General features: G+C 71.3%; 15 protein-coding genes. 5 read left to right on the top strand and 10 right to left on the bottom strand.

Going from position 1 to position 16,497, the window contains the following annotated elements:
- Position 1 precedes the first annotated feature (1 nt).
- Positions 2-2,659, top strand: a complete 2,658-nt coding sequence (cphA, locus tag QSK37_RS33465; RefSeq protein ID WP_285629305.1) for a cyanophycin synthetase — start codon at positions 2-4, stop codon at positions 2,657-2,659.
- Positions 2,660-2,662: 3 nt separating this feature from the next.
- On the opposite strand, the gene QSK37_RS33460 is transcribed toward cphA, so the two are convergent.
- The 5 genes from QSK37_RS33460 to QSK37_RS33440 form a co-directional block, all read right to left on the bottom strand.
- Positions 2,663-3,277: a response regulator transcription factor gene (locus QSK37_RS33460; protein WP_285629303.1), complete on the bottom strand. Its 615-nt coding sequence runs from the start codon at positions 3,275-3,277 to the stop codon at positions 2,663-2,665.
- 119 nt (positions 3,278-3,396) lie between these two features.
- The gene (locus QSK37_RS33455) at positions 3,397-4,125 is read right to left on the bottom strand and encodes a hypothetical protein (RefSeq protein WP_285629301.1); all 729 of its coding nucleotides are present in this window, start codon (positions 4,123-4,125) and stop codon (positions 3,397-3,399) included.
- Positions 4,126-4,444: 319 nt separating this feature from the next.
- On the bottom strand, positions 4,445-5,491 hold the full coding sequence (locus QSK37_RS33450) for a C40 family peptidase (protein ID WP_285629299.1): 1,047 nt from the start codon (positions 5,489-5,491) through the stop codon (positions 4,445-4,447).
- Positions 5,492-6,023: 532 nt separating this feature from the next.
- Entirely contained in the window at positions 6,024-7,028 is a 1,005-nt protein-coding gene (locus tag QSK37_RS33445; RefSeq protein ID WP_285629297.1) for a metallophosphoesterase, read from the bottom strand.
- A 170-nt stretch (positions 7,029-7,198) separates the two neighbouring features.
- Positions 7,199-8,089 carry a chaplin family protein gene (locus tag QSK37_RS33440; RefSeq protein WP_285629295.1) on the bottom strand — a complete coding sequence of 297 codons (891 nt, stop codon included), beginning with the start codon at positions 8,087-8,089 and terminating at the stop codon, positions 7,199-7,201.
- Positions 8,090-8,786: 697 nt separating this feature from the next.
- On the opposite strand from QSK37_RS33440, the gene add reads away from it, so the two are divergent.
- Together add and QSK37_RS33430 are read left to right on the top strand one after the other, a co-directional pair.
- Positions 8,787-9,770 (top strand): adenosine deaminase, encoded by a 984-nt coding sequence (gene add, locus QSK37_RS33435; RefSeq protein ID WP_285629293.1) that lies wholly within the window; start codon positions 8,787-8,789, stop codon positions 9,768-9,770.
- 100 nt (positions 9,771-9,870) lie between these two features.
- Positions 9,871-10,731 (top strand): aldo/keto reductase, encoded by an 861-nt coding sequence (locus tag QSK37_RS33430; protein ID WP_285629291.1) that lies wholly within the window; start codon positions 9,871-9,873, stop codon positions 10,729-10,731.
- A gap of 1 nt (position 10,732) precedes the next feature.
- Here the strand turns inward: QSK37_RS33430 and QSK37_RS33425 are convergent, their stop codons facing one another.
- Both QSK37_RS33425 and QSK37_RS33420 read right to left on the bottom strand, forming a co-directional pair.
- Complete coding sequence (locus QSK37_RS33425) at positions 10,733-11,107, bottom strand: VOC family protein (protein WP_285629289.1); 375 nt, start codon at positions 11,105-11,107, stop codon at positions 10,733-10,735.
- Positions 11,104-11,724: a TetR/AcrR family transcriptional regulator gene (locus QSK37_RS33420; RefSeq protein WP_285629287.1), complete on the bottom strand. Its 621-nt coding sequence runs from the start codon at positions 11,722-11,724 to the stop codon at positions 11,104-11,106. The genes QSK37_RS33425 and QSK37_RS33420 overlap by 4 nt, the downstream gene beginning before the upstream one ends.
- A gap of 261 nt (positions 11,725-11,985) precedes the next feature.
- Between QSK37_RS33420 and QSK37_RS33415 the strand changes: the two genes are divergently transcribed.
- Both QSK37_RS33415 and QSK37_RS33410 read left to right on the top strand, forming a co-directional pair.
- Entirely contained in the window at positions 11,986-12,951 is a 966-nt protein-coding gene (locus tag QSK37_RS33415) for a Sco1979 family transcriptional regulator (protein WP_432705625.1), read from the top strand.
- A 177-nt stretch (positions 12,952-13,128) separates the two neighbouring features.
- On the top strand, positions 13,129-13,809 hold the full coding sequence (locus QSK37_RS33410; protein ID WP_285629628.1) for a choice-of-anchor P family protein: 681 nt from the start codon (positions 13,129-13,131) through the stop codon (positions 13,807-13,809).
- Here the strand turns inward: QSK37_RS33410 and QSK37_RS33405 are convergent.
- The 3 genes from QSK37_RS33405 to QSK37_RS33395 all read right to left on the bottom strand — a co-directional run bounded on the left by QSK37_RS33405 (position 13,799) and on the right by QSK37_RS33395 (position 16,433).
- Positions 13,799-14,419, bottom strand: a complete 621-nt coding sequence (locus QSK37_RS33405) for a class I SAM-dependent methyltransferase (RefSeq protein ID WP_285629285.1) — start codon at positions 14,417-14,419, stop codon at positions 13,799-13,801. The genes QSK37_RS33410 and QSK37_RS33405 overlap by 11 nt on opposite strands.
- Positions 14,416-15,375 (bottom strand): NAD(P)/FAD-dependent oxidoreductase, encoded by a 960-nt coding sequence (locus tag QSK37_RS33400; RefSeq protein WP_285629283.1) that lies wholly within the window; start codon positions 15,373-15,375, stop codon positions 14,416-14,418. Before QSK37_RS33400 ends, QSK37_RS33405 begins: the two co-directional genes overlap by 4 nt.
- 245 nt (positions 15,376-15,620) lie before the next feature.
- A complete protein-coding gene (locus QSK37_RS33395) occupies positions 15,621-16,433 on the bottom strand; it encodes an SAM-dependent methyltransferase (RefSeq protein ID WP_285629282.1) in 813 nt (270 codons plus the stop codon).
- Between the last annotated feature and the right edge of the window lie 64 nt (positions 16,434-16,497).

Here is a 16,497-nt window from a genome sequence, read left to right as displayed (position 1 = left end):
CGTGCACCTGGACCATCTGCGCTGGCTCGGCGGTCCCAATCTCTACGTCTCGCGGCCGGTGGCGATCGCCCGCCTGGAGCTCGAGGAGCTCACCGGACGAGAGACCACGGACTTCCCCGGCTTCGCCGACCGGCTGGTGCCGTTGCTGCCGGGCCTCACCCAGCACCACTGTTCGGCCGGACGGCCGGGCGGCCTGCTGGAGGCGATGGCCCGCGGCACCTACTTCGGGCACGTCACCGAGCACGTGACGCTGGAGCTGTCGTCGATGATCGGCCGGGAGGTCTTCTTCGGCCGTACGGTCTGGGCGGGCGCGCCCGGGCGCTACGACGTCATCCTCGAGTGTCCGCGCGACGAGCCGCCCGAGGACCCGATCGTGGAGCGGCTGCTGCGGCTCGCCATGCGCACCGTCACCGAACTGCTGGCGGGCGGCACAGCGGTCCTCGGCCCGGAGGTGACCGCCCTCGCCTCCGCGTACGGGCAGACCCGGCTGGGCGTCAGCACCGCGGCCCTCGCCGAGGCGGCGCGCCGCCGTGGCATCCCGGTACGCCGGATGGGCCACCTGAACCTCCTCCAGCTCGGGCACGGGCGGTACCGCCGGATGGTGTGGGCGGCCATGACCGACCGCACGTCGGCGGTGGGAATGGAGACGGCGGCGGACAAGATGCTGACCAAGCGCCTCCTGGAGGAGGCGGGGCTGCCCGTGCCCAGCGGATGCATCGTGACCTCCGCCGAGGAGGCCGTGGCGGTCCTGACGGAGATCGGCGGCCCGGTCGTGGTCAAGCCGCTGTCCGGCCACCACGGCGAGATGGTCTCGATCGAGCTGTCCGACCCGGCGGAGGTGAGTGCCGCCTTCCGCGCGGCCGCGACCGTGTGCGAGGAGGTGCTCGTCGAGAGCTACGTGCCGGGCCGCGACCACCGCGTGCTCGTGGTCGGCGAGCAGGTCGTGGCCGCCGCCGAGCTGAGCCCGGCGCGTGTGACGGGCGACGGCCGGTCCACCATCGCCGAGCTGGTCGCCCGCGCCAACACCGACCCGGCGCGCGGCGAGGGACACGACCGACCCCTGACCCGCCTGGCCCTCGGCGACACGGAGCTGGCCCACCTCGCCGGCCGTGGCCTGAGTCCGGGCCATGTGCCGGCCGACGGCGAGACCGTCGCCCTGCGCCGCAACGCGAACCTGTCCACCGGCGGCACCAGCAAGGACGTCACCGATCGCATGCACCCCGACGTCATCCGGCTGTGCCGCCGGGTGGCGGCGACCGTCGGCCTGGACGTGTGCGGCATCGACCTGCGGCTGCCCGACATCGGCGCGCCGCTCCCGCCGGAGGCGAGCGGCGTCGGCGTGATCGAGGTGAACTCCTCGCCGGGACTCCGCATGCACCTCGCGCCGTACGAGGGCCGTTCACGTGACGTCGCGGCCGACATCATCGACCAGATGTACCCGCCGGGGGCCACCGCGCGCGTCCCCCTGGTCGCCGTCACCGGCACCAACGGCAAGACCACGACCGTGCGCATGGTCGCGCACCTGCTCGGCCAGGACGGCCGCCAGGTCGGCATGAGCACGACCGAGGGCGTGTACGTCGGCAACGAGCTGATCTACAAGGCCGACGCGTCGGGTCCCCGGTCGGCGCAGATGGTGCTGGGCAACCGCACGGTCGAGGCGGCCGTGCTGGAGACCGCGCGGGGCGGCATCGTACGCCGCGGGCTCGGCTACGACCGCGCCGACGTCGCGGTCATCACCAACATCACCGACGACCATCTCGGCGTCGACGACATCGACACGGTCGAGGACTTGGTCGAGATCAAGGCGCTGGTCGCCGAGGAGATCCGGCCGGGCGGCCACATCGTGCTCAACGCCGACGACCCGCGTGTCGCGGGCTTCGCCGACCGCCCGGCCGTACGGCGGCGCAAGCCGGTGGTGCGTTACTTCGCTCAGTCCGGGACGAACGAGGTCGTCTCCCGGCACCTTCGCGCCGAGGGCGTCGCGTACTTCGTCGAGGACGGCTGGCTGGTCGAGGCCGAGAGCGGCCGTACCCGTGCGCTGCTGCCGGTCGGCGACGTCGCCGGGTCCTTCGGCGGCAAGGCCGACTACATGGTCGCCAACGCGCTGGCCGCCGCCGCGGCCGCCCGCGCGCTCGGCGTGTCGATGAGCCTGGTGGCCCGTGGCCTGCAGACGTTCGACCCGCACCGGTGCAACCCGGGCCGCGGCTGTTCCTTTCGCGTGGAGGAGACTCCGATCATCGTGGACTACGCGCACAACCCCGCGGCGGTCGCGGCAGTGGGCGGGCTGGTGCGACGGGTCTGGGGGCGCGACGGCGTGGCGACCGTGACGCTGCCGGGCGACCGGTGCGACGACCTGGTGATGGAGACGGCGCGCGAGGTCGCGCGGGCCTTCGACCGCGTCGTCGTGTACGAGGACGAGGACCTGCGGGGCCGGCGCGCCGGAGAGATGACCAGGCTCATCATCGACGGGCTCACGCAGGAACGGCCGGACGTGCGGATCCGCACCGCCGGCGACCTGAAGGACGCCGTCGGCATCGCCCTCGGCCTCACCACCCCCGGCGAACCCCTCCTGCTGCTGTACGAGAAGCTCCAGCCCGTCGCGGACCTGCTGCAGACGCTCGGCGCCGCCCCGACCCCGACGTCGGAGACTCCCCGCTGACCGTCAGGTGTCTCCCAGCCATTCGCGCTCGGTCGCGATGCGGATGGCGTCCATCCGGTTGCGCGCGCCGATCCGTACGAACGCGCGGGACAGATGGTTGCGCACCGTCTTGGCGCTGACGGACAGTTCGGCGGCGATCTCCGCCGTCGAGGCGCCTGCGGAGGCGATCCGCAGGATCTGCCGCTCACGGTGGGTCAGCGGGTTCTCGTCGATGGCGCGGGCGATACTCGCGAGGTCCGGGTCGACCACGCGACGGCCGGACGCGACCCGGCGTACACACCAGGTGAGCAGTTCGACCGGCGCCTCCCGGGTGATCATGCCCAGCGGCCGGACGGACATGGCACGGCCGAGAGCTCCCGGGTCGTCCCGGCCGACCAGCATGACCGTGGCGCACGCGGGCACGGTCCGCGTCAGCATCCCGGCCACGGTGGCCCCTCCCTCCGGCGGCAGGTCGACATCGATGACGGCGACCTCGGGCGCCACCTCGGCGGCGGTCGAGACGAGCCGGTCACCTTCCTCGAGTTCGGCGACGACCTCGATCCCCGGCTCCTGGGTGAGATAGGCGGCCAGACCGATACGTAACAGGTGCACATGCTCGGCGACGAGAGTACGGATCACGAGTCGTTCCCCCTTTGACGGACGATCGGAAGTCACCGGCCGCGCCCTCCTGGCGCGCCGGTCCTCGAACGGGGCTGCCGGTGGCAGGGACACGCCGCTGCCCACCGGCCGATTCGTGGTCAGTCAGGAGAGAAGGGTGGCTTGTCGGGGATATGGCGGCCGGGCCTTCGCCAGGTCGGAAGGGTAGTGGTCCAGAGGCCGGAGGCAGGACGGTCGACGCGCAGGACCTCGCCGGTGCCGCCGGACGTCTTGCCTCCCCCGCAGCCGCCGTCTCCGCAGCCGGAGACCGGGGCCGGGACCGACGGCGGCACACCGACCTGCGGCGAGGGCGGTCGCGGCGTGGACATGACGGGTCCGGTCGACCCGATCCGGTACGGCCTGGTCACCGGGCGGACCGGTCTGGCGAGTCGGGGAGGGGACGGCCCCCTCCGCACGCTGTGCGGGACGGCGCGTTCCACGGGGACACTCGCCCGTCGGGTCGGCGTCGTGCCGGTCCGCCGATCCCGCGTCGCGCACGCGTGGTGGTGGCCGGCGTGGCCTCCGTGGTCGTACGGCAAGGCGGCGGCCAGGCGCCGGCCGGACGGTCCGATCGGCCGTCGGGTCGCGATGCGCGGCCGGGCCACGCGGTGCGGGACCTCTCGCGTACGGATGGGCCGCGCCGTAGGGGTGGCGGGTGCGCGGTGGGTCGCCGCTGACCGGCCGGGGAGCGCGCCCTGGGTGCGGCTGTTCGCGTGCGAGGCGCGGGTCTCGGCACGTGCCTCGGCGCCGGCCTGGGACAGCGCCTCGACCGCTAAGAACGCCAGGACCAGGCCGAACACGGTGAGCAGCAGGCGGAGAGCGTGCCGCAACGCCGGACGCAGTCGCGAGGTGCATAAGGCGGGGCGGTCGCGCTCCGCCGGATCGGTACGGGCCCCGGCCTGCCGGGGCGACTCTCCCGAGCCCTCCGACGCCGCAGCGCACGGTGCCGTGGCGGACGGCGCCGGGAGGTCACGGCAGGCCGTTGTCCGGGGCGCCCTTCGCGGCGACCCCGGACAACGAACGCTATCGGCCATCTCCCGCCCCCCGCCGACCTTCGGCTTGACCTCGACTCTTCCCCCACGAATGTGAAACATTCCACACCATCGGGGATGTCCGGTCCCGGCCGTCATTCCGGTCGGCGGGCCTCGATCAGGGAGCGTTCCCCAGAAGTGAGCGCAGGTCGATGCCGTCATTGCCGGTGTCGCCGGCGTCATCGTCCCGGTAGTCACCGCCGTCGCCGAAGTCGCGGTCGAACCGCTGCTCGTCGTTCTGACGCCGTACGGTGACCGGCGGACGGTGCGGCCGCGTGCCGGTGCGCGCTCCTGCGTGCGAGCCGGCGTGCGCCCCCGGCTTGGGCGCGGGTCGAGGCGCGGGGTCGGCGTGGTGGTGGTCGCCACGTGGCGCCGACATCCTGAGCAGTGGAACGGACAGCAACCTCGAGCCGGTCGACGGCGCGTGCGCGGCGGGGCCGGCCGGCTCCTGGGCCCGGTCGCTCGCCGGCGGCGGCGTCACCGGAGCGGTGGACGGCTGCCCGGCCTCGTTGTACGGACCGGTCTGATCGTCCTCGGGCCCCTGGACCTCCTGCTGGATTCCGTCCGGTGCGGTGGCGGGCGTCTCCGCCGGTATGGGCGTCTGAGCCTGCGCGGGCGTCTCCGCCTGCGGGCCGGCCGGGACGTCCGTGTGCGCGTCGTCGTGCCGCCGGTGCGGTGCGGCGTGCGGGTGCCGCTCGGCCTCGTGCTGCTTGGCGAGCGCACGCACCCAGTGCGGCCACGCCTGGTACGCCGGCGCCCCTGGCCGGGCCGCTCCGGCGAAGACCCGCAGCCGCCACCCGGACAGCGTCCCGCGCTGGACCCGGGCACCGGTGTGCGGCGCGTGAAGGAAGTGCCGACGTCCGACGTAGATGCCGACGTGATGGTCGCCCGAGAAGAACACCAGGTCACCGGGACGCAGGTGCTTCAGGCCCACCTTTCTGCGGATCATCCGGTGCTGGAGGTCGGCCCGGTGCGGGAGCCGTAGGCCGCCCTTGCGCCAGGCGGCCATCACCAGGCCGGAGCAGTCGTACGTGCGCGGGCCGGCGCCGCCCCACTGGTAAGGCTTTCCGACCTGCCGGTAGGCGAACCGCACCGCCGCGCGCGCCTTGACGGACTGGGCCTTCATCCGGGCCATGTACCGCTCGTAGGAACGCAGGACACGCATCTGCCGCTGCGTTGGCGCGGCCGAGGCGAAGTCTTGGGAACGCGGCAGAGTACGAGCCACCGCGGCGAGCGGGGTCGATACGACCAGCACAGCGCTGATACCGAGGACAGGACATCGCAGTAAAGCTGGAGCGGCCAGTTTGGCCCAGAGACTCCAGGCTTGTGACTCAGCCTGGTCCACCGAATCCATCCGCTGACCTCCAAAGGGTACGTGTGAGCCTTTCTTCGCATCAGCAGATACCCCCTGCACTTGGCGCCGTATCATCGCCTCTTTTCGCCTCAAGACTCACCATCGGGATTTAGATCCGCCGCCAATCCCGAAAAGTAAAACGAGGGTTTTTCGATAACCCTATATGGCCCAAGATCACCGCACGGGAAGTGCAAGGGAAACGATGTAATTTCATCGCCTCCGCCGTGAGAATCGGCAGAACAGGAGGAGATAGCCGGTCGCGACCGGATTCTTGCCGCAGGAAGGGGAGAGATCGTGATTTCACCTTGTCTGCGCCCGGCCTCCGCGAGCCAGATGTGCGGAGTCAGTCGGGCAGTTCGCGTACGACCAGGCCGAGCGCGGTCGCCAGGTCGATCGTCCTGCGGGGTGTTGAGCACTGTCCGGCCAGACTGGTCTGGTCGAGCCGACCGTCACGTGCTTGGAACAGGAAGCGTGCGGCCGGATGCCGCCGCAGTTCGTCTGTGGCGAGCTCGCCGGCGAGGCGATGCGCCGTGGCGACCAGGGCAGGAAAGGACGACCGCAGTTCCGCCGCCCAGTTTTCGAGCTTTTCCAGCCAGCCGCGTGTGGCGGCGTCGGGCGCCGAGGAGAACCTCGCGATCGCTTCAGCCAGCTCCGGCCAGGAGAAGTCACGCCACGGCCTGGTCTTCAGGACGGGCAACTGCCATTGGCGCTTGGCGAGCGACCAGTGATCCGCGTGCGCCCTCACCGAGTGCACGGTGAATCCCGGCACGCACAGCGCGGTCAGGTTCCAGCCGTGACAGGCGCCGGTGTCCAGGCCGAAGATCCTGCCGTCGCGGATCATCGGCTCGGGCCCGGTCACGTGATGGCCGAAGACAACCGGTTTGGTGTCGGTGTAGTGGTCGTGCCAGTGGCCGTCGGGGAACAGCGTGGCGAGTTCTCGTTCGCCGCTGGTCGAGCCGCAGAGGATTTCTTCTTTCTGGTCGGCCAGCGGGATTCCGGGCAGCATCGCGGCGTGGACGACGCGGACATGGTCGTTCTCGAAGTAGTACGGCCGTGTCCGCATCCAGTCGACCGTTTCGGTGTACCGGTCGCCCAGTTGCAAGCGCGTGATCTCTTGCGCGTAGGAGAAGATCCCGCGCACGTGCTTGCGTTCGTGGTTGCCCATGACCACGACCGAGTTCGGGCGTTCACGGAAAAGTCCGACCACCTCACCGGGCGCCGGTCCGCGGTCGACCAGATCGCCGACGCTGACCAGCAGATCGTCCGGGCGGAGGTCGACTTCGTCGAGTAGTTCGAGCAGCTCGTCGAAACAGCCGTGGATGTCGCCGATGATGATGGTGCGCCGCACCCGGGCGAGCCTAGGCAGGCATCGATTCGGCGGGCAAAGGAATATCCGAAGCCCGAGGGCGCGGCGTTGGCAGGGGCTGAGTGCGGAAAAGGAATGTCCGCCCGCCCGGTGGTCCGGGCGGACGGACAGGTGATTCGGCCGATGCCGAGAGACTGCCCCAGTGTCAGGGTTCAGCCGAGCAGGCCGGCGACGCCGAACGTACGGGCCGCCGTGCCGATTCGGCCGCTGGACGCGGTTCCCTCGCACGCGGCGGTGGCCATGCCGCCCAGGGCGCCCGCGTTGCCGCAGATCCGGATCGGGGCGCGTACGGGCGCCTTGACCTGATTGCCGCTCAGCACGCCGTTCTCGCCAGAAGTGCTCATCTCGACGGGACGGGCCTCCTGGGCGATCGGAGCGGCGACCGGTGCCGCGGCGGCGGGTTCCGCCGGAGCGGCGGCCGGTGCGATGGCCGGTGCCTCCGCCGGAGCCTGGGCCGGAGCGGCGGCCGGAGCCTGAGCCGGAGCGGACGCGGACGCGATGGCCGGTGCCTCGGCCGGAGCGATGGACGGAGCCTCGGCCTGGACCGGGGCGGGCGCGGCTGCGGTCTCCGCAGGCGCGGCGCCCGGAGCGCCGATGGCGGCGGTCGGAGCGCCGGCCGTCTCGCTGGCCATGGCCGGAGCCGGAGCCGTGACCGCGGCCGGTGCCGCAGGCGCGGCCACGACCGCTGCCGGAGCGGCCTCGGTGGTGCCGATGTTCGCCTGGCCCTTGCACGCGGCCGTACCGATGCCGTTCGCGCTGGAGATGGCGTTGCCGCAGATGTCCATCTGCGGAGCCGGGTCATCGTCCGCGCGGACGTGCGCGTAGCGGAAGCCGCTGCCCGGCACGACCGTGCTCAGCAGGTTGACGTGGTTACCGAACAGACCGATCGGCGCGATGACCGAAAGGTGATTGAGCAACTGGTTACCGCCGAGGATGCTGTGGTCGCCCGTCGTGTCGTCCGCATTGGCGACGCCGACGCTGGCCGCGCTGACGGCGGCCGCGACCAGCGCCACCCTGGCGGCGCGAGCGGTCCATTTGTGCATGTCTCCCCCAAGGGTGTTGGTTTTCTTCACTGGTGGTTCGGGAGGTTCTCGCCCGGGCGGTGCGGCGGCCCTTGTCCGCGCCGCCCTGGCGTTAACCGGCGATGTGGATCACCGCTCGGAGTTCTCGTGGAGAGTGACTTCTTGACCCGGACACGACCGGCGCACGTTGTGCGGCGGCATCAGCGGAAAAGTTACATTCGGGGAAAGGCGGCCACGCGGCGGCGGCGAACAGCATGAGGCATTGACGGCGAATACCGCCGACGACAGGCGTCGTCCACATCTTCAGCCTTTGCCGCTTCACACACCCTCCAAGTGGCCGGTGATCTCAGAAACGTCGTACCTCGATGCTGAACGAACGCAACATTAACACCGGCCCCAGTGGTGTCCGTGGGGCCCGATCCAGATACGTAAAACCACTCCCCACCTGCGGCGTGATTGAAAAAGATCACGTCCCGTGCGGTCCATGATCGCGCCAGACGAAGCAAACAACGGGTCATATCCCACCCGGTACGGGGTTGCAGAATTTGGCGCTTCCATTACTCATCGAGCCGCCAAATGAAGGGATGCGGGACACGGCCAGTATCGGATTATTCAGCCATTCACCGGAAGCGGCCGTCGTATTTCTCCAATGCCGCCAAGGCCGAAATGCCGCCGCTCGCGCGCCGGGAGGTCCGTGCCGTACGCGATGCTTGTCCCCATGCGCGACCTGACGCTCCTGCCCAAGGCTCACCTGCACGTCCACCTGGAGAGCACCATCCGGTGGACGACGTTGCGGGAGATCGGCGAGGCCACCGGGGTCCCGGTGCCGTCGCGGCCGGAGGACGGCCCGCCGATGTTCGACGGGTTCCGCCAGTTCGCCGACCACAACACGCTCATCAGGAGCTGCCTGCGCCGGCCGGAGGACTTCCGGCGGATCGCCCTCGAGTACTGCGCGGACGAGGCGGCGCAGGGCACGCGCTATGCCGAGGTCACCTTCACGGCGGCCTCGCACGGCGAGCGGCTCGGCGACCTCGGCATGCCGTTGGCGGCGGTGCTGGACGGCCTGGCTGAGGGCCGGGCGGCGTACGGCGTCGAGTGCCGGGTCATCCTCGACCACTCCCGGCGCCGTTCGGTCGAGCGAGCCCGGCGGACCGTCGAGCTCGCCACGTCTCGCGAGGAGGTCATCGCGGTCGGGCTGGCCGGTGACGAGGCGCACCCGCTCGCACCGTTCGCCGAGGTGCTCCACGCGGCTCGCGACACCGGGCTGCACCTGGTGCACCACGCCGGGGAGACGTGCGGGCCGGACAGCATCCGTGAGGCGATCACCGTCGGCCGTACGGAGCGGCTGGGGCACGGGATCCGGGTGCTGGACGACCCGGACCTGGTCGCCGAAGTACGCGAACGCGGCATTCCGCTGGAGGTCTGCCCGTCCTCGAACGTGACGCTCGGCGTCGCCGCGTCGCTCGACGCGCACCCGCTGCCGCGGCTGCGCGACGCCGGCCTGCGGGTCACGCTGAACACCGACATCCCCTCGACGGCCGGCACCTCACTGGCCGAGGAGTACGCCCGCGTCCGTACGGCCTTCGGCTACGACGACACGGCACTCGCCGAGCTGTCCCGTACGGGCGTCGACGCGTCCTTCGCCCCGGCGGCGACCAAGGAGCGGATCCACCGCGCGATCGACGAGTGGCTGCGCTCCTGACCCGGCGACATGGCCAAGGCGGGACCAAGGCGTAAGTTGATCTCATGGCGGGCGATCTCCGGCGAACAGCGCCGCCGCCCACATCGGCACGGGAGGGTTCATGGCGATCGAGACGGCAGAGTTCGGGCGCACCGGCCACCTGAGCACCCGGGTGATCTTCGGGGCCGCGGCTCTCGCCAACGAGCCGCAGCGGGTCGCCGACGAGATGCTCGACGTCCTGCTCGAACACGGTGTGAACCACATCGACGTCGCGGCGTCGTACGGCGAGGCCGAGGTACGGCTCAAGCCGCTGCTGGCCCGCGAACCCGGCCGGTTCTTCCTGGCCACCAAGACCGGTGAGCGCAAGGCCGGCCCGGCCCGCGAGGAGCTCCACCGTTCGCTCGAACGCCTGGGCGTCGACCACGTCGACCTGCTCCAGCTGCACAACCTGGCCGACCCCATCGAGTGGGACATCGCCCTGTCCCCGGGCGGCGCGCTGGAGGCGGCGATCGAGGCGCGGGACGAGGGGCTCGTGCGCTTCATCGGAGTGACCGGTCACGGCGCGCAGATCGCCGCGACGCATCGGCGCAGTCTCGACCGGTTCGACTTCGACTCGGTGCTGCTGCCGTACAACTACGTGACCATGCGCAGCCCGTACTACGCCGACAACTTCGACGCGCTGTACCAGACCTGCCGGGAGCGGCGGGTGGCGGTGCAGACGATCAAGTCGATCGCGCTGCGCCACTGGCGTGAACGCCCGCACACCCGGTCGACCTGGTACGAGCCGCTGGAGCGGCAGGACGACATCGACCTGGCCGTCTGGTGGGCGCTCAGCCGTCCGGGCATCTTCGTGAACAGCGTCGGCGACGTCGGCCTGCTGCCGCGCGTGCTCGACGCCGCCTCCCGTTACACCGCCGCCCCGGACGATGAGGCGATGAGCGCGCTGGCCGAGCGGTCCGCCGCGGAGCCGCTGTTCGTCTGAGTCACCGCGGCGACATCACCTCGTACAGGTTGCGCGCGGCGTCGGCGAAGAACAGCCCGCGCGGGCAGAGCGGATGGTCGACGCGGCCGTTGCCGGGCGTGGACGGGCTGTTGCCGAAGGGGATGTTCCGTTCCCGCAGGCGGGCGAGGATCCGGTCGAAGGTGTCCGGATCGACGTCGAAGGCCAGGTGGTGGCCGGCGGGCTCCTCGACCGTCATGTAGTCCAGCGTGAGCCGGTCGTTGACCCGCACCGGGACGAAGTGACCGTGCGCGCCCGCCGGCGGCAGGCACTCCAGGCCCATGATGGTCGCGAAGAAGCGGGCGGCCGCCTGGTTGTCCGTGGCCGTCACGATGGTGTGGTTCAGCGTCACGGTCATCGGTCGCCTCCCGCGAGGGCACCGTGGAGGAAGACGTCGACGAGGCGCTCGGAGCTCACGGCACGCTCGCCGTTCACCCGGGGGCGGGCGAACAGGAAGCCGAGGAAGATCCCCGCGGCGTCGTCCGCGTCCAGCCGCAGGTCGTCCTCGCCGGGCTCGAACAGCTCCGCGACGGCGGCCCGGATCGCGACCATCGACTCCTCCCGGCTGTTGGCCGGGGGCGGCTCGCCGCCCGGCCGCCGGGGCCCTCGCCCGGACGCGTACAGGGCGCCGGCCAGCGCCCCCATCCGCGCCAGGTAGGCGTCCAGGGTGTCGACCGCCTCGATCAGGCGGGCGGGCAGCGGCTGGTCGAGCGGTATCGAGGCGATCTGCCGCACCACGTGGTCCGAGCGCATCGCCTCGGCCATGCAGGCGCCCAGCACCTCTTCCTTGTCGGCGAAGGCCCGGAAGATCGTGGCCTCACCGATGCCGGCGGCGCGCGCGATCTGGCTGGTGGTGACCGCCGCGCCGTACTCGGCCACGAGCGGCAGCGCGGCGGCGACGATCATCTGCCGGCGCTGCTCGGCGCTCATCCCCGGCGCTCGCCGCCGGGGAGTGGGGCTTGGGGAGTTCGTCATGCCGTCGACTGTACGGAGTGAGTACTCACTCCGTCAATGGCGAAGTGAGTACTCACTCCGGCCCATTGTCAGCCTTCGGCGGTACGCTCAGGCGCGGTGACCACGACCGATCCCGTACCCGACGAGTTCCAGCCCCGTATTGACCCTGAGTAGTCGGCCCTTTACCGTAAGTTTCCGACGATGGAATGGAGCGACGACGCAGACGTGCCGGGCCACGTCCCGTTGTAATGACACGTAAATCGTCCTGGGAGCTGTTTCTTCGTGACTGAGCATCTCGCCGAGCCCGCGCCGGGCCACAGACCGGAGACCATGGACCGGGCACCGGGCGGCCCCCTACCGGCGGAGACGACCGGCGCCCAGCTCGACGAGGCCGACAGACCGCACGGGCCGACGGCCACCCGCATGGTCCTGGGCTCGCTCCTGCGCCGCCTGCGCGAGTCGCGGGGCATCAGCCGCGAGCGGGCGGGCGAGGCGATCCGCGCGTCCCAGTCGAAGATCAGCCGTCTGGAGCTGGGCCGCACCGGTTTCAAGCTGCGCGACGTGGCCGACCTCTGCGCGCTGTACGAGGTGACCGACGAGGCCGAACGCGCGACCCTGCTGGACCTGACACGTCAGGCGAACACCCCCGGCTGGTGGCACGAGTACGCCGACGTGACCCCGCCATGGTTCGAGCCCTACCTCGGCCTCGAACAGGCCGCGAGCGTCATCCGCGCGTACGAGGTGCAGTTCGTGCCGGGCCTGCTGCAGACCCCCGACTACGCCCGCGCGGTGATCAGGCTGGGCCACGAGGACGCGCTCAGGGCCGAGACGGAACGCCGTCTCGCCCTTCGCATGCGACGCCAGGAGATCCTGCGCCGCCCGCACCCGCCGTACCTGTGGACGGTGATCGACGAGGCCGCCCTGCGCCGCCCGATCGGCGGCCGGGAGGTCATGGCCGCCCAGTTGCGGCACCTGATCGACATGTGCGAGCCCGCACACGTGACGATCCAGCTGATGCCCTTCCGGTCGGCCGGCCACGCCGCCGCCGGCGGCCCGGTCACGCTGCTGCGCATGCCGGAGCACCAGCTTCCGGACGTGGTCTACCTCGAACAGCTGACGAGCGCGCTCTACCCCGACCGCCGCGAGGACGTCGACCGCTACCTCGACGTCCTCAACCGCCTCGTCACCCAGGCCGAGCCACCCGACGCCACCCCGCGTCTCCTCCGCGAGATCCTGCGCGACCTCTGACCTTCGGCGCCAGACCCGAGGGCTGCCCGAATTGTCGCCAAACGCACTGTGTGACCGGTGCGCGACGAAGAGTGGAAAAACTTCGGCGAACCATGCAACCGAAGTGCCCGCTGGTGCGTAGAGGACAACGCAGAGCTTGACCCGTACCTTCATTCCGAGGAGACAACTGTGCGCTTGATGACCCTGACCGCGAGCGTCGCGATAGCCGGAGCGATCGCCGTCCCCGCCACCATCGCGGCGACGGCCTCCGCCAGCACGACCACCGGCACCGCCTCCGCCTTCGGCCTGTCCGCCAACGGCCTGGTCAACATCCCGCAGACCCCTGCGGTCACCTCTACGAGCGGCGCGCACCACAAGAGCCTCGTCCAGCTGCCGGCGAACCCGCTGGTGAAGCTCAAGGTGCTGCACACCTCCGCCAGCGGGTCGACCTCGCGCGCGAGCGTGGTCGACCTCCAGGTGCTCAAGGCCGCGCTGTCGGCCCACCTGATCACGGCCAAGTGCGTCGGCGGCGAGGGCTCGTCGCACCTGGTCAAGGCCTCCATCGCGGGCCACCGCCTCGCCGCGGACGCGGCGCCGAACAGCACGGTCAACGTGCCGGTCCAGGGCGTCGGGTCGGTGTCAGTGGTGCTCAACAAGCAGGTGCACAACTCCGACGGCAGCCTGACCGTCACAGCCGTGGAGGTGAAGCTGGGCCTCGCCACCGGCAAGGCCCAGACGATCGACATCTCCTCCGCCACCTGCTCCGCCGGTCAGGCCACGCCGCCGCAGCAGCCGACCCCGACGCCGTCGCAGAGCACCCCGCCCGGTCAGGCGCCGGTGCCCACCCCGGTGCCCAGCGACCTCCCGGTCACCGGCTGACCGTCGACCGCCGGACCCTGAGCGTGTTGTCGGTACGGGTCACCGGCGTTCCGTCGGGTCCGGTCTGGATTCGCTCGTGTTCCGCGCAGACCTGCACCTCCCACTGCCCTTCCGGGAGGTGCAGGTCGGCCAGGATCTCCTGCGGCGTCGGCAGCCGCACGTCAGCGTGCTCGTGGTCCCACGGCGGGAAGCCCCCGTGACTGACGATGAGCAGCACCCCTCCGCGTACGACGGCCGAGGCCGCGGTCCGCAGGATCTCCTCCCGCGGCATGTCGACGAGGGAGTGCAGGAAATGCGCGGACACGAGTTCGAACTCCCCGGCCGGGAACGACTCCCCGAGATCGTGTTGCTGGAAGTCGATCCGCTCCGCGACGCCCGCCTCGGCCGCGTGCCGGGCCGCGCGTTCGAGGGCGACGCGGGAGACGTCGACGGCGGTCACCCGCCATCCGCGCCGGGCGAGCCAGACCGCGTCGCCGCCCTCGCCACATCCCAGGTCCAGCGCCCGTCCCGGCGACAGGTCGGAGACCTCGCGGACCAGCGCGTCGTTCGGTTTCCCGCTCCAGAGCCGTTCGCTCTCCCGATACCGGGCGTCCCAGTGTTCGGCGGTCATCGCTCACCCTCCCGCCGGGCCTCGACCGCCCGGCGTGTCTCCTCCGCCACCAGATCAGCGTTGATCGCCGCGCCGGCGCGTACGCCCGCGGCCGCCGCGCCGATGACCTGGTCGGCCAGGCCGGTCACGTTGCCGGCCACCCACGCGCCCGGCACCGCCGTCGCCCCGGACGGATCCGCCGCGACGTAGGTGCCGATCACGTGACCGGCCATCTCCTGCTCGACCGGCTCCAGCCCGAGGCCGCCGAGCACACCGGCCCGAGCGGTCATGAAGGGCGGGACGGCGAGGGCGTCGCAGGCGACCACCCGCCCGTCCTCCAGCCGTACGCCGGTGAGCCGGTCGTTCTCCGCCTCCACCGCCGTCACCCGGCCGCCGACCACGGTGACGTCGCGGGCGGCCAGTTCCTCGTTGTCCGCCAGGCCCTCGACGCCGTTCGCGAAGAGGGTCACGTTCTTGCTCCACTGCCGCCACAGCAGCGCCTGGTGAACCGCGATCGACGAGGTCGCCAGGACGCCGATCGTCCGGTCGCGCACCTCCCAGCCGTGGCAGTACGGGCAGTGGAGCACGTCGCGGCCCCAGCGTTCGGCCAGGCCGGGCACGTCGGGCAGCTCGTCGACCAGGCCGGTGGTGACGAGCAGGCGGTCCGCCGTCACGGCCGAGCCGTCCGCGAGGGCGAGGCGGAAGCCGCCGGCGTCGCGGCGCTCGGCCGAGACGACCTCACCCGACCGGACCTCGCCGCCGTACCCCTCGACCTCACGCCGGCCGTCGGCCAGGAGGACCTCCGGCGGTGTTCCCTCGCGCCCGAGGTAGACGTGCACCTGAGCCGCGGGAGTGTTCCGCGGACGGCCGGCGTCGATGACCAGCACCCGGCGCCGCGCCCGTGCCAGGGTGAGCGCCCCGCCCAGCCCGGCCGCGCCACCCCCGATCACGACCACTTCGTATGTCTGTTGGGTCATGTCGGAGATGGTGCGCCGCCGGGACCCCGGACGACAAAACTCTTTGCCGATTCGGCAAATCAGGCCCTGGAATCGTCGCGGCGGTGTTCGTCTCGGCCGCCGAACCGTCCTTCACCGTGGGCGAGCACTACCGCTTCACCGCGACCGTACCGGCGACGCCCGGCGTTTCACGTCCATCGAGGTCGTACCCGTGTGGAGATCCTGTGCGCCTCCGGCCGCGTGACCTCCTAGACCCTCGGGGCCGGTCAGGGCTTGCGGCCCACGGCGGCGTACTGGTCCACGTCGTGGGTGACGCCCAGGGTGACCTCGCCGGGACGCCAGTGCGTCGTCGTGACGACTCCCGGTTCGAGCACGTCGAGGCCGTCGAGGAGGCTCTCGATCTCCTCCGGGCTGCGCGGGATGAGCGGGGGCCGGCCGACCTTGTTCCACTGCCGCGCGCCCTCGTCCATCGTCTCGCTGTGCACGGCGTGGGCGATCGCCACGTGGCTGCCCGAGGGGACCGCGTCCACCAGCCGGCGTACGATCTTGCGCGCCTCGTCCGTGTCGCCGATGTGGTGCAGGATCGCGATCAGCATGATCGCGACGGGCCGGTCGAAGTCCAGGACCGTCGCCGCCTCGCGCAGGATCGTGTCGGGTTCGTGCAGGTCCGCCTCGATGTAGTGGGTGGCGCCGGCCTCCGTGCTGGTGAGCAGGGCCTCGGCGTGGACCAGCACCAGCGGGTCGTTGTCGACGTAGACGATGCGCGACTCGGGGGCGATCCGCTGTGCGACCTCGTGCGTGTTGTTGAAGGTGGGCAGCCCGGTCCCGATGTCGATGAACTGCCTGATCCCGACATCGGCGGTCAGGTGACGCACGGCACGGACGAGGAACGCGCGGGACGCCCGGGCGAGTTCGAGCACGGGCGGGTTGACCTCCGCGATGCGCTCGCCGGCCTCACGGTCGGAGGCGAAGTTGTCCTTGCCGCCGAGGAAGTAGTTCCAGACGCGGGCGGTGTGCGGCACACCGGTGTCGAGCGCCCACTGTGTCCGCGAGCCGGGAACGGCTGGCTGATCGGTCACGGCGGCCCCCTTCGCTCTGGGCAACGATCGTGATCTCCGAGAGTAACCCGTAAAAATCCGCCAC

It is taken from the genome of Actinoallomurus iriomotensis, from assembly GCF_030269445.1.
Lineage (GTDB): Bacteria > Actinomycetota > Actinomycetes > Streptosporangiales > Streptosporangiaceae > Actinoallomurus > Actinoallomurus iriomotensis.
The sequence above is the reverse complement of the archived record's forward strand: the minus strand, read 5'-3'. Positions and strand labels throughout refer to the sequence as shown.